Source organism: Variovorax saccharolyticus (assembly GCF_030316765.1).
GTDB lineage: Bacteria > Pseudomonadota > Gammaproteobacteria > Burkholderiales > Burkholderiaceae_C > Variovorax > Variovorax saccharolyticus.
This window is the reverse complement of the sequence record NZ_JASZYT010000001.1, coordinates 220,327-239,499: the sequence shown is the minus strand read 5'-3', so window position 1 is coordinate 239,499 and position 19,173 is coordinate 220,327. Positions and strand designations below refer to the sequence as shown.

17 protein-coding genes and 1 other RNA gene are annotated in these 19,173 nt (G+C 66.7%); 3 read left to right on the top strand and 15 right to left on the bottom strand.

The window, feature by feature from the left end; all coding sequences use genetic code 11:
* Window positions 1-11: 11 nt before the first annotated feature.
* The 15 genes from ntrC to ompA all read right to left on the bottom strand — a co-directional run bounded on the left by ntrC (window position 12) and on the right by ompA (window position 14,580).
* Entirely contained in the window at window positions 12-1,526 is a 1,515-nt protein-coding gene (ntrC, locus tag QTI45_RS01215) for a nitrogen regulation protein NR(I) (protein WP_286371283.1), read from the bottom strand.
* Window positions 1,527-1,548: 22 nt separating this feature from the next.
* Window positions 1,549-2,625, bottom strand: coding sequence for a nitrogen regulation protein NR(II) (gene glnL / locus QTI45_RS01210; RefSeq protein WP_286371282.1), 1,077 nt, complete (start codon window positions 2,623-2,625; stop codon window positions 1,549-1,551).
* 4 nt (window positions 2,626-2,629) lie between these two features.
* On the bottom strand, window positions 2,630-3,151 hold the full coding sequence (locus QTI45_RS01205; RefSeq protein ID WP_444813168.1) for a hypothetical protein: 522 nt from the start codon (window positions 3,149-3,151) through the stop codon (window positions 2,630-2,632).
* Between the two features lie 147 nt (window positions 3,152-3,298).
* Entirely contained in the window at window positions 3,299-4,714 is a 1,416-nt protein-coding gene (gene glnA, locus QTI45_RS01200; protein ID WP_286371281.1) for a type I glutamate--ammonia ligase, read from the bottom strand.
* Window positions 4,715-4,862: 148 nt separating this feature from the next.
* Window positions 4,863-5,663, bottom strand: a complete 801-nt coding sequence (locus QTI45_RS01195) for a competence/damage-inducible protein A (RefSeq protein WP_286653299.1) — start codon at window positions 5,661-5,663, stop codon at window positions 4,863-4,865.
* Entirely contained in the window at window positions 5,660-6,532 is an 873-nt protein-coding gene (locus tag QTI45_RS01190; RefSeq protein WP_286371279.1) for an EI24 domain-containing protein, read from the bottom strand. Before QTI45_RS01190 ends, QTI45_RS01195 begins: the two co-directional genes overlap by 4 nt.
* 40 nt (window positions 6,533-6,572) lie before the next feature.
* Window positions 6,573-7,544, bottom strand: a complete 972-nt coding sequence (locus QTI45_RS01185; protein WP_286371278.1) for a sterol desaturase family protein — start codon at window positions 7,542-7,544, stop codon at window positions 6,573-6,575.
* Window positions 7,545-7,575: 31 nt separating this feature from the next.
* The gene (locus tag QTI45_RS01180; RefSeq protein WP_286653298.1) at window positions 7,576-8,373 is read right to left on the bottom strand and encodes a polysaccharide deacetylase family protein; all 798 of its coding nucleotides are present in this window, start codon (window positions 8,371-8,373) and stop codon (window positions 7,576-7,578) included.
* A complete protein-coding gene (locus tag QTI45_RS01175; RefSeq protein WP_286371276.1) occupies window positions 8,360-9,349 on the bottom strand; it encodes a YVTN family beta-propeller repeat protein in 990 nt (329 codons plus the stop codon). The genes QTI45_RS01180 and QTI45_RS01175 overlap by 14 nt, the downstream gene beginning before the upstream one ends.
* Before the next feature lie 30 nt (window positions 9,350-9,379).
* Complete coding sequence (locus QTI45_RS01170; protein ID WP_286653297.1) at window positions 9,380-10,138, bottom strand: 16S rRNA pseudouridine(516) synthase; 759 nt, start codon at window positions 10,136-10,138, stop codon at window positions 9,380-9,382.
* Window positions 10,139-11,956, bottom strand: a complete 1,818-nt coding sequence (gene ggt, locus QTI45_RS01165) for a gamma-glutamyltransferase (protein ID WP_286653296.1) — start codon at window positions 11,954-11,956, stop codon at window positions 10,139-10,141.
* 92 nt (window positions 11,957-12,048) lie between these two features.
* Window positions 12,049-12,436: a transfer-messenger RNA gene (ssrA, locus tag QTI45_RS01160) on the bottom strand.
* A gap of 12 nt (window positions 12,437-12,448) precedes the next feature.
* On the bottom strand, window positions 12,449-13,117 hold the full coding sequence (gph, locus tag QTI45_RS01155; protein ID WP_286653295.1) for a phosphoglycolate phosphatase: 669 nt from the start codon (window positions 13,115-13,117) through the stop codon (window positions 12,449-12,451).
* Entirely contained in the window at window positions 13,114-13,833 is a 720-nt protein-coding gene (ubiG, locus tag QTI45_RS01150) for a bifunctional 2-polyprenyl-6-hydroxyphenol methylase/3-demethylubiquinol 3-O-methyltransferase UbiG (protein ID WP_286653294.1), read from the bottom strand. Before ubiG ends, gph begins: the two co-directional genes overlap by 4 nt.
* Before the next feature lie 99 nt (window positions 13,834-13,932).
* The gene (ompA, locus tag QTI45_RS01145) at window positions 13,933-14,580 is read right to left on the bottom strand and encodes an outer membrane protein OmpA (protein ID WP_286371271.1); all 648 of its coding nucleotides are present in this window, start codon (window positions 14,578-14,580) and stop codon (window positions 13,933-13,935) included.
* Between the two features lie 225 nt (window positions 14,581-14,805).
* Here ompA and gyrA point away from each other — a divergent pair, with 225 nt between their 5' ends.
* The 3 genes from gyrA to serC are packed head-to-tail and all read left to right on the top strand — an operon-like array spanning window position 14,806 to window position 19,149.
* On the top strand, window positions 14,806-17,457 hold the full coding sequence (gene gyrA / locus QTI45_RS01140) for a DNA gyrase subunit A (RefSeq protein ID WP_286371270.1): 2,652 nt from the start codon (window positions 14,806-14,808) through the stop codon (window positions 17,455-17,457).
* Window positions 17,450-18,031 carry a DUF2059 domain-containing protein gene (locus tag QTI45_RS01135; RefSeq protein ID WP_286371269.1) on the top strand — a complete coding sequence of 194 codons (582 nt, stop codon included), beginning with the start codon at window positions 17,450-17,452 and terminating at the stop codon, window positions 18,029-18,031. Before gyrA ends, QTI45_RS01135 begins: the two co-directional genes overlap by 8 nt.
* A gap of 50 nt (window positions 18,032-18,081) precedes the next feature.
* On the top strand, window positions 18,082-19,149 hold the full coding sequence (serC, locus tag QTI45_RS01130) for a 3-phosphoserine/phosphohydroxythreonine transaminase (protein WP_286653788.1): 1,068 nt from the start codon (window positions 18,082-18,084) through the stop codon (window positions 19,147-19,149).
* Window positions 19,150-19,173: the final 24 nt, after the last annotated feature.

The window sequence follows — 19,173 nt, the reverse complement described above, 5'->3', positions numbered from 1 at the left end:
CCGGCCGGCGACTACTCCAGGCCCAGCTCCTGGATCTTGCGCGTGATCGTGTTGCGGCCGATGCCCAGCTTCTGGGCCGCTTCGATGCGGCGGCCGCGCGTGCTGGCCAGCGCCGTCAGGATCAGCCGCGACTCGAAGCGGCGCGACAGGGCGTCCCAGACGTCGGTGCGGCCCTCTGCGAGCATGCTCTGCGCCTCGAGCTCCAGGCCGCTTTCCCACGCCAGCGCGGCCGTGCCGGCCACCGGCGCCGACGCGGCCAGCGGCGACGGGCCGACCGGTGCGGCGGCCAGCGCCGAACTGTCGCGCTCGGCGATCGGCGCGGCCGGAGCGGCTGCCGCATGGGGCTCGGTGACCACGTTCGCCATGACCTCGGGCGGCAGATCCTTGGCCTCGATCAGCTGCGCCGGCGCCATCACGGTGAGCCAGTGGCAGATGTTCTCGAGCTGGCGCACGTTGCCGGGAAAGCCGAAGGTCGCCAGCTGCGCCAGCGCCGCATCGGAAATGCGCTTGGGCTCGACGCCGAGCTGCTTGGCGCTTTGCTGCAGGAAGTGCCGGGTCAGCGCCGGCACGTCCTCGCCGCGCTCGCGCAGCGCGGGCAGCCGCAGCCGGATCACGTTGAGGCGGTGGAACAAGTCTTCACGGAAGCCTCCGAGCTTCACGCGTTGCTCGAGGTCCTGGTGGGTGGCCGCGATCACGCGCACGTTGGCCTTGACCGAGTTGTGGCCGCCGACGCGATAGAAATGGCCGTCGCTCAGCACGCGCAGCAGGCGCGTCTGCAGGTCGAAGGGCATGTCGCCGATTTCGTCGAGGAACAGCGTGCCGCCCTCGGCCTGCTCGAAGCGGCCGCGCCGCATCGTCTGCGCGCCGGTGAAGGCGCCGCGCTCGTGGCCGAACAGTTCGCTCTCCAGCAGGTCCTTGGGGATCGCCGCCGTGTTGATCGCGACGAAGGGGCCGGAGGCGCGCGGCGAATGCTTGTGCAGCGCACGCGCCACCAGCTCCTTGCCCGAACCCGACTCGCCGGTGATCAGCACCGTGACATTGCTTTGCGACAGCCGGCCGATGGCGCGGAACACGTCCTGCATCGCCGGCGCCTGGCCGAGCATCTCGGGCGCGGCCGCCATGCGCTCCTCGGCCACTTCCTCGCGCTGGCTCTCGTCGACAGCGCGGCGGATCAGCTCGACCGCGCGCGGCAGGTCGAAAGGCTTCGGCAGGTATTCGAAGGCGCCGCCCTGGAAGGCCGAGACGGCGCTGTCGAGGTCGGAGAAGGCCGTCATGATGATGACCGGCAGGCCGGGATGCTTGGCCTTGATCTTGTCGAGCAGGTCGAGGCCCGAACCGCCGGGCATGCGGATGTCGCTCACCAGGACCTGCGGGCCCTGCATTTCGTCGTCGGCCGCGGCGTCGAGTGCGGCAAGAACTTCGCGCGTATTCGTGAAGCTTCGGGTCGGCAGGTCTTCGCGCAGCAGCGCTTTTTCCAGCACGAAGCGGATTGATTGATCATCATCCACTATCCAGATCGGCTTCATGCAGCTCCTTGTTGCTTGGCTGCTAGGGCAGCGGTATCAGTATCTTGAAATCGGTCCGTCCCGGGACGCTGTCGCACTCGATCACGCCGTGATGCTGTTGCACAAAAGTTTGCGCAAGCGTCAATCCCAAGCCTGTCCCGCCTTCCCTGCCCGACACCAGCGGGTAAAAAATGCGGTCCTTGATCGCGTCCGGCACGCCCGGTCCGTTGTCGATGACATGCAATTCCAGTGCCAGTCGATACCACTGCTTATTGAAGATAACCTGACGCGCGATGCGGGTCTTGAACGTGATCTGCGCGTCGCCGGCGGCACGCCGTTCGGCCAGCGCCTGAGCGGCGTTGTGAACGATGTTGAGGGTGGCCTGGATCAGCTGCTCGCGGTCGCCGCGGAACTCGGGGATCGAGACGTCGAAGTCGCGCTCGATGTGCAGGTCGCGCGGAAATTCCGCCAAGATCACCGATCGCACGCGCTCGCAGACTTCGTGGATGTTGACGTCGCCCACCACGTGCGGGCGCCGGTGCGGCGCCAGCAGGCGATCGACCAGCGTCTGCAGCCGGTCGGCCTCGTGGATGATGACCTGCGTGTACTCGATGAGGTCGCGCGATTCGACCTCCATCTGCAGCAGCTGCGCCGCACCGCGAATGCCGCCGAGGGGATTCTTGATCTCGTGCGCGAGGTTGCGGATCAGCTCCTTGTTGGCCTGCGCCTGGTCGAGCAGCCGCTCCTCGCGGTCCTGGCGCACCTGCTGCTCGAGCGGCGACATCTCGATGATCAGTTCGCCGGCCTTGTCGCTCTGCGCCAGCGTGACCTGCACCGGCATCAGCTCGTGGTTGACGCGGCGCAGCAAGGCCTCGTAGCGCAGCGTCGCGAAATCGTTGCTGCGGGCACCTTCGATGGCCGTGCGCAGCACCTGGGGCTCCTGGAAGCAGGCCCCGAACTGCGAGCCTTCGAGCGTGCGGCGCGAAGTGCCCAGCGCGTCCTCCAGGCCGGAGTTGGCGAACAGCACCGAACCGTCGACCCGCACCACCGCTATCAGTGTCGACAGCAGGTCGAAAGCCTGGAAGCGCTTGGCCGGTCCCGCCGATTTTCCGAAAGCCATCCGCTCAGCGATTCACCGAGGGAAGACGGCCGATCTCGCGCTGAAGGCCTGCGATGTCGGCCTCGTTGCGCGCGAGCTCGGCCTTCATGTCCGAGACCCGGTCGAGGTACTTCTGGTAGTTCTTGCTTTCGCTGCCCTGCTTCTCGGGCTCGCCGTTGTTGTACTCCCGCAGCAGCTGGGTCTGCCGCTCCTGCGCCTTGCGTAGTTCGGCCTCGAGCACCGAGCGGGCCTCGCCGTCGCGCGCGCGCTGGTCGACGCCCTCGACCCGCGGACTGCCCGCAGGCGACCGCGCTGCGGCCCCGGGGGCGGCTGCCGCCGAGGGCGCCGCCGAGGCGACCGGCCGCGTGCCCTGCACGATGGTCAGGTTGCCGCCTTCCATCACCTTGCAGCCGCGCTGCTGCGCGACCGTGGCGTTGTTGGTGTATTCGTTGCCGCAGCGCCAGACGCGCTCTTGCTGCGCCTGGGCCTGCAACGGCATGCCGGCCGCCGCTACGGCAGTCAGCAGGAAAACGGAAAGAGTCTTCATGGTCTTGGGTGGAGTACGCCGCAAACCGGCATTTTCATGCAATTCGAAACAGATCCGGTACGGATGTTCCCCTCCAAAGAAAAAGGACGGCCGCAGCCGTCCTTTTTTAACGCTCGGGGCCCGGCGCGAACCTGGCCCCGCAAAGCCTCACAGGGAGTAGTACATGTCGAACTCGACCGGGTGCGTCGCCATGCGGAAACGCGTGACTTCCTGCATCTTGAGGTCGATGTAGGCATCGATGTACGAGTCGGTGAACACGCCGCCCTTGGTCAGGAAGGCACGGTCCTTGTCGAGGTACTCGAGCGCCTGGTCGAGGCTGTGGCAGACGGTCGGGATCAGCGCGTCTTCTTCCGGCGGCAGGTGGTACAGGTCCTTGCTGGCGGCTTCGCCCGGATGGATCTTGTTCTCGACGCCGTCGAGGCCGGCCATCAGCAGCGCCGCGAAACCGAGGTACGGGTTCATCAGCGGATCCGGGAAGCGCGCTTCGACGCGGCGGCCCTTCGGGTTCGCCACGAACGGGATGCGGATCGAGGCCGAGCGGTTCTTGGCCGAGTAGGCCAGCTTCACCGGGGCTTCGAAGCCGGGCACCAGGCGCTTGTAGCTGTTGGTACCGGGGTTCGTGATGGCGTTCAGCGCACGGGCGTGCTTGATGATGCCGCCGATGTAGTGCAGCGCGAAGTCGCTCAGACCAGCGTAGCCGTCGCCCGCGAACAGGTTCTTGCCGTCTTTCCAGACCGACTGGTGCACGTGCATGCCCGAGCCGTTGTCGCCGACGATCGGCTTGGGCATGAAGGTGGCGGTCTTGCCGTAGGCGTGGGCCACGTTGTGGATCACGTACTTCTGCAGCTGGACCCAGTCGGCGCGCTGGATCAGCGTGCTGAACTTGGTGCCGAGCTCCATCTGGCCGGCGTTGGCCACTTCATGGTGATGCACTTCGACCGGGATGCCCAGCGACTCGAGCACCAGGCACATTTCCGAGCGCATGTCCTGGAAGCTGTCGACCGGGGGCACCGGGAAGTAGCCGCCCTTGACCGCCGGGCGATGGCCCGTGTTGCCGTGCTCGAATTCCTTGCCGGTGTTCCAGGCCGCTTCTTCCGACTCGATCTTGACCGAGCAGCCCGACATGTCGTTCTGCCAGCGCACGCCGTCGAAGACGAAGAACTCGGGTTCCGGTCCGAAGTAGGCGGTGTCGCCCAGGCCCGAGGCCTTCATGTAAGCCTCGGCGCGCTTGGCCAGCGAGCGCGGGTCGCGTTCGTAGGGCTTGCCGTCCGAGGGATCGACCACGTCGCAGGTCAGGATCATCGTCGTCTCTTCGAAGAACGGATCGATGTTGGCCGTGTTCGGATCGGGCATGAGCTGCATGTCCGACGCTTCGATGCCCTTCCAACCGGCGATCGAGGAACCATCGAAAGCGTGGCCCGACGTGAACTTGTCTTCGTCGAAATGCGAAACGGGCACGGTCACGTGCTGCTCTTTGCCGCGGGTGTCGGTGAAGCGGAAATCGACGAACTTGACCTCGTTTTCCTTCACGAGTTTAAGTACGTCGGCGACGGTCTTGGCCATCAGGTTCTCCTTGATATGGACAGTGGTTGGAAGTACGGGGATCTGTAATGCAGTTTCTGTGCCCATTGTCACTGCCGCGAGAGCGGCAGCGGCACACCGGGCGCCACCCAAAACAAGGCAATTTGTAACCAGTTTGGTGCGTGTTCTTTCAGCGCACCATTTCGGGGCCAAGGCGTGCATCAAAGCCGTGCAGGCCTGCCAGCAGCTGGGCGTAGGCCGCCTCGATGCGGTCCGTGTCGCCCTTGACGCCGAGCTCGATGTGGCGGCCGTGCTGCGGGTGGTCGACGCTCGGCAGGCTGAACACCTTGATGCCCGGATGGTCGCGCTCGACCGCCTGCATGAGCGGCGTCAGCGTGGCTTCCATGGCGCCGTAGACGATCACCGACTTCTCGGCCGCCCGGCCGCGCGCGAACAGCCCGGTGTAGCGCCTGTCGAGCACCGACTCGATCATCGGCCAGGCCATCACGGGGAAGCCGGGCACGAAGTGCACGTCGCCGACGCTGAAGCCCGGGATCTTGTTGTAGGTGTTGGGAATGATCTTGGCGCCGAGCGGGAACACGCCCATGTTGAGGCGGTGGATGTTGTCCGGGCGATCGGGCTCGTAGACCGTGCCCTGCTCGCGCGCCGTGTCCTGCATCCGTTCGCGGATCAGGGCCTCGGCCTCGGGGTGCAGCGCCAGCGGCACGCCCAGGGCCGCCGCGGCGCACTGGCGCGTATGGTCGTCGGGCGTGGCCCCGATGCCGCCGGTGGAGAAGACGATGTCGCCCGAAGCGAAGGCGCGGCCCAGCGCCGCCGTGATGCGCACCGGCACGTCGCCCACGTACTCTGCCCAGCCGAGCTCGAGCCCGCGCGCGGCGAGCAGCTCGATCACCTTGGGCATGTGCTTGTCGACGCGCTTGCCCGACAGGATTTCGTCGCCGACGACGATCAGACCGAACGAACGGCTCATGGGGCACTCCATTGGCTCGCGGCCGCGCTGGCATCCAGCACTTCGACCGCGGAAGAGGAAACGGCAGCTGCGGCACGCTGCGCCCGCAGCTGGGCCAGCGCATCGAGGCAATAGTGGGCGAACCACAGCGCCGAGAAGGCGAACACCAGGGTATAGATCCAGATCGCCAGCGGCGCCAGCACGAAGAAGGCGGCCGCGAACAGCAGGCCCGAGGCCCAGACGATGCTGGGCGCCGCGCCGAGGTAGCCGCACAGCACGCCGATGCCCAGCAGCGGCAGCCGGTGGGTGCGCAGCAGGGTGTCGCGCTCCTCCGGACTGGCATGCTCGGACAGGGCGTCGAAGCTCATCACGCGGTAGGTCAGCCAACCCCAGATCAGCGGCGGGAGGATGAGCACCAGCGGCGGGATCAGCCACAGCGGCATCGACACCACCAGTGCCAGCAGCGCCAGCACGGTCAGGCCGATCGAACGAGCCATGCTGCCGAGGAAGGAGGCGCCCTTCTTCTGTTCCAGGCTCGCGAAGCGCCGCTCGGCCACCAGCCGCGTGAGCGCCGGCGCCATGATGCCGGCCACAACCAGCAGCGACACCAGCACGATCAGCGGCGTGGCGGCGAAGACCACCACCAGCGGCGCCAGCGCGGCCGTCACGTCGCCCGAGAAGAAGTGCCCGATCCAGCTCCAGAAGCTGGCCAGCAAGGGCCAGGCATCGAGCGCCCCGCGGGTCCAGGCGACCGCGGCATCCCAGTAGAAATAGCCGAACACCGCCGCCAGCGCGATCATCAGGCCGAGCGGCAGCAGCGACAGCACGATCACTCGCGGGTGCAGGCAGTAGGCGACCGACCGCCAGAAGGAATCGAGGAGAAGACGCATCGGGTGCCGAGGATAACGCCAGCGGGTGGCGCGGCCTCTTTCAATCCCTGCCGAACAAGCGCCGCAGGCCCAGCCACTGCTGGGCCCAGAAACCGCTGCCGTAGTCGCGCACCCGGCCGCGCTCGTCGGGCTCGACCTGGTCTCGGATGCCGGTGGCGTCGTAGCGGTCTTCGAAATTCACGGTCCTGAACAACATGTCCCACCAGGGCAGCAGCACGCCGAAGTTGTGGCCGCCGAGCGTCTTCGGGCCCGCCGACTCGTGCCCGATGCCGATCGCGTGATGCACGCGGTGGAAGCGGGGGCTGATCCAAAGCCGCTCCCCGAGCGCGCCGAAGCCGAGGCGAAGGTTCGCATGCTGCAGGCTCTCGCTGAGCTGCGTGAAGGCGACGATGGCGATGAACTGTCCCGGCGCGACACCGATCAGCTGCGCGACGACGACGATGATCGTGTCGTGGATCAGGTCGTCCAGCAGGTGGTTGCGGTTGTCGCTCCACATCGTCATCTGGCGCTGCGAGTGGTGCAGCGAATGCAGCGCCCACCACCAGCCGAAGCGATGCTGCCCGCGATGGATCAGGTACTCGACCCCGTCCAGCACCACCAGGTAGATCGCGAACGCGACCCAGGGCACATCGGTGATGCCGGGCCAGAGCTCGTCCAGGTGCATGCTGCCCCAGCCGGCCGCGCGCGCCATGCCGAGCAGTTCGTCGAACAGGGGCTCGACGGCGAAGAACATCGCGAGGCGAAACAGCCCGAGCCGGTGGATCAGCGTGTAGAGGATGTCGACCCGGATCGCACGCCGGTCGGCCACCGGTTCGACCGGCCGCCAGCGCTGCAGCGGCCCGATCACCGCGACCAGCACCGCGATCTGGATCAGGCCGACCAGCAGCCAGCCGGTGGCGTCGAAGGCGTCCTCGACCCAGCCGCCGAGGCCGATGGCGTAGACCAGCGGCTGCACGGCGCTCTCGAACAGCCACTGCTGCACGGCAGCGAAAAGGTCGGTCAACGCATCCATCAGCGTGCGATCCAAGAGCCGGGCCGGAGGTTCAGGGATGGGCCGCGATCCACTCGCGGTAGGCCGGATGCTGGCGCAGCGTCTGGAAGCAGAAGCCCTTGGCCTTGAGGCCGACGATCAGCGGCTCGAGATCGGCCGGCGCCCACGGATCCTTGCGCGACCAGATGCCCAGGTGGGCCAGCAGGATGTCGCCGGGCTGGATCTTCTCCAGCGCCTGGGCCAGCAGCAGTTCGTTGCTGAACTTCTCGCTCGGCAGTTCGTCGCCCAGGAAGCCCGCTGGCGCCCAGGCCACGTGGGCATAGCCGCAGGCCTTGGCCGCCGCCAGCAGCCGCGGCGAGGTCTTGCCGCCGGGCGCCCGGAAGAGCGGCAGGGGTTTCTTGCCGGTGACGAGCTGCAGCCGGTCTGCCGCCTTGGTGACGTTGGCGCAGTACTGCGTCGCGTCCCAGGTGAACTCCCGGCCCGCGAAGGCTCCTGCGGTCGGCCGGATGCGGAACTTCGGCTCGACGCCCTTGATGTCGCCGCGCCAGTAGGCGTGATCGTAGGTGTGGGATGCGAACTCGTGTCCTTCGGCCGCCCTCGCCTTCCACCACGGCGCCCAATGGTTGTCGAGGCTGTCGCCGTCGGTCTGCGTGCGCTCGGCCGCCGCGAAGAAGGTCACGCGCACGTCCTGGCGCTTCAGCACATCGGCCACCAGCGGCGCGATGCCCATGTGGCCGGTGTCGAAAGTGAGGTACACGGGCTTACCGCAGCCCTGGGCCAGTGCGTTGCCCGAGACGGCGGCACAGGCGGCCAGCAAGAACCCCGCGGCCGCGGACTCAGGATTTCGCATGGTCCAAGGTCCAGACCCCATGCGGCGAACGGCCGACATTGACTTGGCGCACCACCTTGCGGCTCGCCAGGTCGATCACGCTGAGCTTCTTGGCCCAGCGCGAGGTCACGTAGAGGGTCTTGCCATCGGCCGAGACGTCCATGCAGTCCGGCCCGCCCGGCACCGGGTAGGTGTCGGTGACCTGCAGCGTGCGCAGGTCGATGCGGCTGATCGTGTTGGCCACCCGGTTGCTCACGAAGACGCTGCGGCCGCCGTCGCCACCGGCGCGGAAGGCATGCGCCCCCTTGCCGGTCGCGATCTTGCCGACCAGCTTGGGCTGGGCGCCGGCGACGTCGAATACCTGCACGCCATCGCTGCCGGTCAGCCCGACCAGCAGCGTCTTGCCGTCGTGGATGCCGAAGATGTCCGCCGGCATCGGGCCGGTGGGAGTGCGCCAGCGGATGGTCTGCGTCGCCAGGTCGACCGCGATCAACTCGTCGCTGTCCTGCATCGTGACGTAGGCCGTCGTGCTCTTGCCGTCGATCCAGATATGGCTGGGCGTCTTGCCGGTCGGAATGCGCTTGACCAGCTTGGGCTCCTTGCCGTCCCAGCGGTAGAGGTCGACGTGATTCAGCCGGTTGCCCGCCGTGACGAACCACTTCATGTCCGGCGAGAAGCGAAGGTGGTAGGGGTCGATGATCCCGTAGACCACGCGCTGCACCTCGGCCGTGCGCGGGTCGAGGAAGGTCAGCGAGTCACCGGCCGAATTGGCGACGATCAGCGAATGCTCGTCCGGCGTGAGATACAGGTGGTGCGGCTCCTTGCCGGTCGGAATGCGCGTCTTTTCGGTCCAGCCCACGGGCTCGATCACGCTCACGGTGGCGTCCAGGGAGTTGAGGACGAAGATCGGCGGCGGTTCGGCGGCGAGGGCCGGAAGCGAAGCGCAAGCGAGCACGAAGGCCGCGAGTCGGCCCGTCAGAGAGGAAATGGAGCGCAAGGGGGAGATTCCGGACGATGAACTCGAATCTTAACGATCGACCCCTACCGCTGGCTGACCGGCGCGCGCGGTTCTCAGTCCGTCGACCTCCTCGGCGCGCAGCCAGCGCCACTGGCCCGGCGCCAGGTCGGCCGGCAACGCCAGGGCGCCGATGCGCGAGCGGTGCAGCGCCTCGACCCGGTTGCCCACCGCCGCCAGCATGCGCTTGACCTGGTGGTACTTGCCCTCCGTCAGGGTCAGGCTCAGGTGCAGCGGTCCGGCCAGCTCGCAGGCCGCGGCCCGCACCGGCTTCGGATCGTCGTCGAGCACCACGCCGGCCAGCAGCCGGTCGACCTGGGACTGATCGACCGGATGCTTGGTCGTCACCTCGTAGACCTTCGGCACGTGGTGCTTCGGCGACCCCATCCGGTGGATGAACTGGCCGTCGTCGGTCAGCAGCAGCAGCCCGGTGGTGTCCTGGTCGAGCCGGCCGATCGCCTGCACGCCCTGCACCGCGCCCTTGTTCGGCCGCAGCCGCAGGGGCGACGGCAGCAGCGTATAGATGCTGGGGTAGGTCGAGGGCTTCTGGGAGCACTCGGTGCCGCTCGGCTTGTGCAGCATCAGGTAGGCCTTCTCGTGGTACTCCCAGGGCGTGCCCTGGACGGTGAAGCGCAGGCCACCGGCCGCGAAGTCCTCGCCGGGGTCGACGACGGACTGGCCTTCGACCGTGACGAAGCCCTGCTGGACCAGCCCGGCGCAGACGCGGCGGGTGCCGAAACCCTGGGTGTAGAGAATTTCCTCGATGTGCATTCAGTAGCCGAGCGCCAGGCCCGTGTTGCGGCGCGGATCATTGGCGCCATAGAAGCGGTTGCTGCCGACCGGCTTGCCGCCCAGCGCCGGCGCGCCGACCAGGATCGCCGCGACATGATTGGCGGGCTGCGCCTCGCCGAGCTTGTGCCCCATGCCGACCAGTATCTTGCGGGTGTCCGGCGACAGCGCGAAGGGCTCGACGTTGGTCAGGTCCGGCAGCCACTGCTGGTGGAAGCGCGGCGCGTCCACCGCCTCCTGCACGTTCATGCCGTAGTCGACCATGTTCAGGATGCTGTGCAGCACCGTCGTGATGATGCGGCTGCCGCCCGGCGTGCCGAGCACCAGCACCGGCCGGCCATCCTTGGCGACGATGGTCGGCGTCATCGAGCTCAAGGGCCGCTTGCCCGGCGCGATGGCATTGGCCTCGCCCTGGACCAGCCCGTACATGTTGGGCTCGCCCGCCTTCGAGCTGAAGTCGTCCATCTCGTTGTTGAGCAACACGCCCGTGCCCGCCGCCGTCACCTTGGCGCCGAACCAGTCGTTGAGGGTGTAGGTCACGGCCACCGCATTGCCCCACTGGTCGAGGATCGAATAGTGCGTGGTGTTGCTGCCTTCGTGCGGCGGAACCCCGGACTTGATGTCCTCGGAGACGCCGGCCCGCTCCGGATGGATGGCGGCCCGGACCTTCTCGGCATAGCGCTTGTCGATCAGGCGGTCGACCGGGTTCTTCACGAAGTCCGGGTCGCCCAGGGCGCTGTTGCGGTCGACGTAGGCGTGGCGCATGGCTTCGATCTGGTAGTGCACGCCCTGTGCCGACCGGTAGCCCAGATCCTTGAGCGGATAGCCCTCGAGGATGTTCAGCATCTCGCAGAGCACGACGCCGCCCGAACTCGGCGGCGGCGCCGAGATCACGCGATAGCCCCGGTAGCTGCATTCGACCGGCAGCAGTTCGCGCGCCTGGTACTGGTCGAGATCGTCCTGGGCGATCAGCCCGCCGCCCGCTTGGCTCGAAGCCACGATCGCGTGGGCCACCGGCCCCTTGTAGAAGCCGCCAGGCCCATGGCGGCTGATCGCCTTCAGGGTCTTCGCCAGGTCCTTCTGGACCAGCTTCTGGCCGACCGAGAAAGGTTCGCCCTTGTTCAGGAAGATCGCGGCCGACGCCGGATCGCTGCTGAAATCGGCGCTGGCGGTCGCCAGCAGGTCGACGTCGCCCTGCTGCAGCACGAAGCCGCGCTCCGCCAGAGCGATCGATGGCGCCAGCAGCGCGCTGCGCTTCATGGTGCCGTACTGCTCGCGCGCCCGCTCGAGGCCGGCGACCGTGCCGGGCACGCCCACCGCGAGGTGGCCCCGGGTGCTCAGGCCCGGGACCAGATTGCCGTCCTTGTCGAGGTACATGCCGGGCGTTGCGGCGAGCGGCGCCTTCTCGCGGAAGTCCAGGAAGGTCTTGCGGCCATCGGCCAGCTGCACGGTCATGAAGCCGCCGCCGCCGAGGTTCCCGGCCGCCGGGTAGACCACCGCGAGCGCATAGCCCACCGCCACCGCCGCGTCGATCGCATTGCCGCCGCGTTTCAGCACGTTGACGCCCACCTGCGTGGCCAGGTGCTGGGCGCTCACGACCATGCCGTTCTCGGCCGCGACAGGCGCCTGCGAGGCCGCCTGGGCGAGCACACCAGCGCAGGCGAAGGCCGCAGCGGCGCCCAGGCGCAGCGCCTTGGCCCAGTGGACGTTCACGAGCGGGCGGGCCGAAGGCGGGAAGGGAGGCGAATCGTGCGCAGGCACGTCGCCGGAACTCGTCAATGTCGTCGCAGATGAATCCATGGGCCTCTTTGCACGGGACCGTTTTTTTCCGTGGAGGGATTGGATCGCAGAAGCGGCGCCGATGCAAAACGCATCGGCGCCGCCTTCTTGAGTGGTGGAGCTGGGGGGATTTGAACCCCCGTCCGCAAGCCTTCGTCGCGCAGATCTACATGTTTAGCGATCTGATTTGAGTCTCGCCACCGGTGTCGCGCAGTCGCACGCTACACCGGCCGCCAGCACCCTATTTTCTCGTCCCGACCCAAGGTACCCGGATCAGGACCAGCCCATGTAGATTATCTTTGCAGCCGGGAGGCGTCAGATTGCTCTAGCGCCCCCTTGCCCAGCCCATCGGCCTGCTGTTGCAAAGCTCACCGGCAATTAAGCGGCGAGTGCGAAACGTTCGTCGTTTGCAGTTAGTTTGTTTGAATCTGTTTTACGAGCGCATTCAGCTCGACATGCCCCGCTGCGATTCCGAACCCACGTCGAAACCAGTGCAGCCCCAAGCCTCGCATTTTAGGCCTGTTTCAGCCATTGCAAGAGTTCCATCGGCGAAGCGATGGCGGCGTCGGCCTCCCAGCGCGCGACTTCCGCCTGCTCGCCCATGTAGCCATAGGTCGCAGCCACGGTCCGCATGCCGGCGGCCCGGCCGGCCATCATGTCGCGCTCGTCGTCGCCCACGTAGACACAGTGCTCCGGCGCCACGCCCAGCCGGCGCGCGGCCTCGAACAGCGGCTCCGGATGCGGCTTCGCATGCGGCGTGGTGTCGCCGCTGACGATCGCGCGCGCACTCTCGAACAGCGCCATCGCGCGGGTCAACGGCACCGTGAAGCGCTCGGACTTGTTGGTGACGACGCCCCACTGCAGGCCCGATGCCTTCAGCGCCTCGACCAGCTCGGCCACGCCTTCGAAGACCTGCGTGTTGAGCAGCATCCGCGATTCGTACTTGACGAAGAACTCTTCCCGCAGTAGCGGGAAATCGGGCGCCTCGGGCGTGATGCCGAACGCCACGCCCAGCATGCCCCTCGCACCGGCGCCCGCCATCGGGCGATAGCGCGCGAGCGGCAGCGAAGGCAGGCCGCGCTCGGTCCGCATCTGGTCGGCCGCGGCGCCCAGGTCGGGGGCGCTGTCGATCAGGGTGCCGTCGAGGTCGAACAGGACGGCTTCGGTGCGGCGCGTGCTCACAGGGGAGCCGCCGGCTTGCGGGTCGCGAACATGTAGTTGACGCTGGTGTCGCCGCTGAGCCAGTAGCGCCGGGTCAGCGGGTTGTGCTCCAGGCCGCAGGTGTGGCGCAGGTCGAGTCCGGCGGCACGGCAATGGGCGGCCAGTTCGCTCGGGCGGATCAGCTTCTGGTATTCGTGCGTGCCGCGCGGCAGCATGCCGAGCACGTACTCGGCGCCGACGATCGCCAGCATGAAGGACTTCAGGTTGCGGTTGATGGTCGAGAAGAAAACCCAGCCGCCGGGCTTGGCCAAGTCGGCGCAGGCCTTGACGACGGAGGCCGGATCGGGCACGTGTTCGAGCATCTCCATGCAAGTCACGACGTCGAAGCTGCCCGGCTGCTCGGCCGCCAGCGCCTCGGCGCTGACCGAACGGTACTTGACGCCGCGGGTACCGGCCTCCAGGGCATGCAGCTGCGCCACCTTGAGCGCCTTGTCGGCCAGGTCGACGCCCAGCACCTCGGCGCCCTTGCGCGCCATCGAGTCGGCCAGGATGCCGCCGCCGCAGCCGACGTCGAGCACCCGGCGCCCGGCAATCGGTGCAATGCCGTCGATCCAGTCGAGGCGCAGAGGATTGATTTCGTGCAGCGGTCGGAATTCGCTTTCGAGATCCCACCAGCGGTGGGCGAGTTCGGAGAATTTGGCGAGTTCTGCCGGATCGGCATTCACGGTATCGGTCATGCAGCGATTATGAAACGTCGTCGCAAATTCAAATGCCGAGACGCGATCGGCCATAAAAAAACCCCGCCGAGGCGGGGTTTCATCAGCGATTCCTGGGAATCACTTGTTGGGGCGGGTACCGACCACTTCGATTTCCACGCGGCGGTTCTTGGCGCGGCCTTCGGCAGTGCGGTTGTCAGCGATCGGCTGGCTCTTGCCCTTGCCTTCGGTGTACACGCGGTTCTTCTCGATGCCCTTGGACACGAGGTAGGCCTTGACGGCTTCAGCGCGGCGGACCGACAGCTTCTGGTTGTACGCCACGGTACCGATCCAGTCGGTGTGACCCACGGCGATGATGACTTCCAGGTTCACGTCCTTGATCTTCGAGACCAGGTCGTCAAGCTTGGCGCGGCCTTCGGGCTTCAGGACGTACTTGTCGAAGTCGAAGAATGCGTCGGCAGCGAAGGTAACCTTCGAAGCAGCGACTGCCGGCGGGACCGGAGCCGGTGCCGGGGCGGGCGCAGCAGCCACAGGAGGTGCGGGAACCAGAGCACCGTCGCAACCAACGGCAGCCGTTGCAGGCGTCCAGTTGGCATCGCGCCAGCACAGTTCATTGGTGCCGTTCTTCCAGACCAGTTCGCCGGTGCCGTTTTGCCAGTTGTCGATCGTCTTGCCACCATCCGCAGCGGTGACACGGGTCTGCGCGCCGGCGGCAGTGGCGAGCGCAGCGACTGCAAACATCATCGCCACTTTATTCAGTTTCTTCATGGTTCTCCTCTTGGGGAAAAAGCCGCAGCCGCGCTGCGAATCAAGGACGCTTTAAGTGACCACCACCCAAAACGTTGAGGCGATTGTGCCATAGGGTCTTTGGCAAACCCCCCCGCGGACGCCCCGGAAACGTAGGACGGAGGCGGAATACCGGCCTTGTGTTGCGGCGGTGCGACACCGTCCACAGCGTAAAATTCCGCCTCCCTTGCCGTCTGCGTGCCGCCCATGACCTCGTTCGCCAAAGAAACACTGCCCATCAGCCTCGAAGAGGAAATGCGCCGCAGCTACCTGGATTACGCCATGAGCGTGATCGTCGGGCGCGCCCTCCCGGACGCCCGGGACGGCCTCAAGCCGGTGCATCGGCGCGTGCTGTACGCCATGCACGAGCTCAACAACGACTGGAACCGGCCCTACAAGAAGTCGGCCCGTATCGTCGGCGACGTGATCGGTAAATATCACCCGCACGGCGACCAGTCGGTCTACGACACCATCGTGCGGATGGCGCAGAACTTCTCGATGCGCCACATGCTGGTTGACGGGCAAGGCAATTTCGGCTCTGTCGACGGCGATATGGCTGCCGCGATGCGCTATACCGAAATTAGGCTGGCCAAGATCGCTCATGAAATGCTGGGCGATATCGACAAGGAAACCGTCGACTTTCAGGACAATTACGACGGCTCCGAAAAAGAACCCGCCGTATTGCCGAGCAAACTGCCGAATCTGCTGGTCAATGGCGCCGGCGGCATCGCGGTGGGCATGGCGACCAATATTCCGCCGCACAACCTGAACGAGGTGGTCGACGCCTGCCTGCACCTGCTGCGCCACCCGGACGCCAGCATCGACGACCTGATGGAGATCGTGCCGGCACCCGACTTCCCCACCGCCGGCATCATCTACGGCATCAACGGCATCAAGGACGGCTACCGGACCGGCCGCGGCAAGGTCGTGATGCGCGCCAAGTGCCACTTCGAGGACATCGACCGTGGCCAGCGGCAGGCGATCATCGTCGACGAGCTGCCCTACCAGGTCAACAAGAAGACGCTCCAGGAGCGCATGGCCGAGCTGGTGCACGAGAAGAAGATCGAGGGCATCAGCCACATCCAGGACGAGTCCGACAAGTCGGGCATGCGGCTGGTGATCGAGCTCAAGCGCGGCGAAGTGCCCGAGGTGGTGCTCAACAACCTCTACAAGCAGACCCAGCTGCAGGACACCTTCGGCATCAACATGGTGGCGCTGGTCGACGGCCAGCCGAAGCTGTGCAACCTGAAGGACCTGATCGAGGTCTTCCTGCAGCATCGCCGCGAAGTGGTCACTCGCCGCACCGTGTTCACCCTGCGCAAGGCGCGCGAGCGCGGCCATGTGCTCGAAGGCCTGGCGGTGGCGCTGGCCAACATCGACGAGTTCATCGCGATCATCCGCAACGCACCGACCCCGCCGGTCGCCAAGGCCGAGCTCATGAGCCGGGCCTGGGACAGCAAGCTGGTGCGCGAGATGCTGACCCGAACGCGCGCCGACGGCGGCGTGATCAACGCTGACGACTACCGCCCGGACGGCCTGGAGCGCGAGTTCGGGATGCACGCCGACGGCCTCTACAAGCTGTCGGACACCCAGGCCCAGGAAATCCTGCAGATGCGCCTGCAGCGCCTGACCGGCCTCGAACAGGACAAGATCGTCGCCGAGTACAAGGACGTGATGGCCGAGATCGACGATCTGCTCGACATCCTGGCCAAGCCGGAACGGGTCTCGGTGATCATCGGCGACGAACTCACGGCCATCAAGCAGGAGTTCGGCCAGAGCAAGCTCGGCGTGCGCCGCAGCCTGGTCGAGCACAGCGCCTTCGACCTCTCGACCGAGGACCTGATCACGCCCACCGACATGGTCGTGACGCTCTCCCACAGCGGCTACATCAAGAGCCAGCCGCTGGGCGAGTACCGGGCGCAGAAGCGCGGCGGCCGCGGCAAGCAGGCCACGGCGACCAAAGAGGACGACTGGATCGACCAGCTCTTCATCGCCAACACGCACGACTACATCCTGTGCTTCTCGAACCGCGGCCGGCTCTACTGGCTCAAGGTCTGGGAGGTGCCGGCGGGCTCGCGCGGCTCGCGCGGACGGCCGATCGTCAACATGTTCCCGCTGCAGGAAGGCGAGAAGATCAACGTCGTGCTGGCGCTCACGGGCGAGAAGCGCACCTTCCCGGCCAACCAGTACGTCTTCATGGCGACCTCGATGGGCACGGTCAAGAAGACCACGCTGGACGAGTTCAGCAACCCGCGCAAGGCCGGCATCATCGCGGTCGACCTCGATCCGGGCGACTACCTGATCGGCGCCGCCCTGACCGATGGCGCGCACGACGTGATGCTGTTCTCCGACGGCGGCAAGGCGGTGCGCTTCGACGAGAACGACGTCCGCCCGATGGGCCGCAACGCCCGCGGCGTGCGCGGCATGACCCTGGAAGACGGCCAGGGCGTGATCGCCATGCTGGTGGCCGAGGACGAGGAGCAGAGCGTGCTGACCGCGACCGAAAACGGTTACGGAAAACGCACAAGCATTACCGAGTACACGCGTCATGGCCGGGGAACCAAGGGCATGATTGCGATTCAACAGAGTGAACGTAACGGCAAGGTGGTGGCCGCGACTCTCGTGCATGCCGACGACGAGATCATGCTCATCACCGACAAGGGTGTCCTAGTGCGCACCCGAGTCTCCGAAATCCGCGAACTGGGGCGAGCGACGCAAGGCGTCACCCTGATCGGTCTCGACGAAGGCGCCAAGCTCAGCGGGCTGCAGCGCATCGTCGAGAATGACGCGAATATCGAGAATGAACCCGGTGCCGACGATCCTTCCACCCCATCTTCAACGGAGAATCCCAGTGAATAAATTCAAACTTGCGCTCGTGACCGCGGCGCTCGCCGGCAGCTCGCTGGCCATGGCCCAGGACAAGGCGGCCATGATCAAGCAGTTCATCGAACTGCAGCGCCCCGGCGTGGAGTCGCTGGCGCGTGGGCTGGTCGAGCAGTCGAGCGCCCCGATCGCGCAGGCCGGCTCGCAGTACCTGCAGACGCAGGTGCCGGCCGAGAAGCGCGAAGCCGCCGCCAAGGCGGCCGACGTCGAGCTCAAGAAGTACTTCGACGAGGCCTATCCGATCGTGCGCGACAAGGCGGTGCAGCTGGCACCGGGCGCCCTGGCGCCGCTCATGGAGCAGAACTTCAGCGAAGAAGAAATGCGCCAGCTGCTGGCCTGGATCAGCTCGCCGCTGAGCAAGAAATACCAGGAAATCAACCCCAAGCTGCAGACCGCCCTGACCGAAAAGCTGGTGGCTGAAACGCGCGCCACGATCGAGCCGAAGATGGTCGCACTCGACGCCAGCGTCGCCAAGGCGCTGGGCGCCCCGGGTGCACAGGGCGGAGCGCCGGCAGGCAAAGCGCCGGCCAAGGCGCCCGCCAAGAAGTGACGAAGCCGGCGGGTCCGCGCCCGTACAACTTCTCCGCCGGACCGGCCGCGATGCCGGAGGCGGTGCTGCGGCAGGCCGCCTCCGAGATGCTGGACTGGCACGGCAGCGGCATGGGCGTGATGGAGATGAGCCATCGCGGCAAGGAGTTCGGCGCGATCTGCACGCAGACCGAGGCCGACATCCGCGCCCTGCTCGCGGTCCCGGCGCAGTTCCACATCCTGTTCATGCAGGGCGGCGGCCTGGGCGAGAACGCGATCGTGCCGATGAACCTGTCGCGCGGAACCCGCGCCGACTTCGTCATCACGGGCAGCTGGAGCACCAAGTCGCACAAGGAAGCCCAGCGCTACTGCGAAGCCAGGGTGGTGGCGAGCAACGCGGCGGACGGACACACCGGCCTGCCGGATCCGGCCGGCTGGCAGCTCTCGGCCGATGCCTCGTACGTGCACGTCTGCACCAACGAGACCATCAACGGCATCGAATTCCAGCAGCTGCCCGATCTGGCCGCACTCGGCAGCAAGGCGCCGCTGGTGATCGATTTCTCGTCGCACGTGGCCTCGCGCCCGGTCGACTGGTCGCGCGTGGGCCTGGCCTTCGGCGGCGCCCAGAAGAACCTCGGCCCGGCCGGCCTGACGATCGTGATCGTGCGCGACGACCTGCTCGGCCATGCGCTCGAGATCTGCCCGAGCGCCTTCAACTACAAGACCGTGGCCGACAACCAGTCGATGTACAACACGCCGCCGACCTGGGGCATCTACATCGCCGGCCTGACCTTCCAGTGGCTCTCGCAGCAGACCGAAGGCGAACTGACCGGCGTCGCCGCCATGGAGGCGCGCAACATCGCCAAGGCACGGCTGCTGTATGACTTCATCGACGGCTCGGACTTCTACGCCAACAAGGTCGACCCCGGCTGCCGCTCGCGCATGAACATCCCCTTCTTCCTGGCCGACGAGAGTCGCAACGAGGCTTTTCTGGCCGGCGCCCGAGAGGCCGGACTGCTGCAACTCAAGGGCCACAAGTCGGTCGGCGGCATGCGCGCGAGCATCTACAACGCCATGCCTTTGGCCGGCGTGCAGGCGCTGGTGGGCTACATGCGAGAATTCGAACGGTCGCGTGCCTGATCTGGCCCCCACGCTCCTCACTGC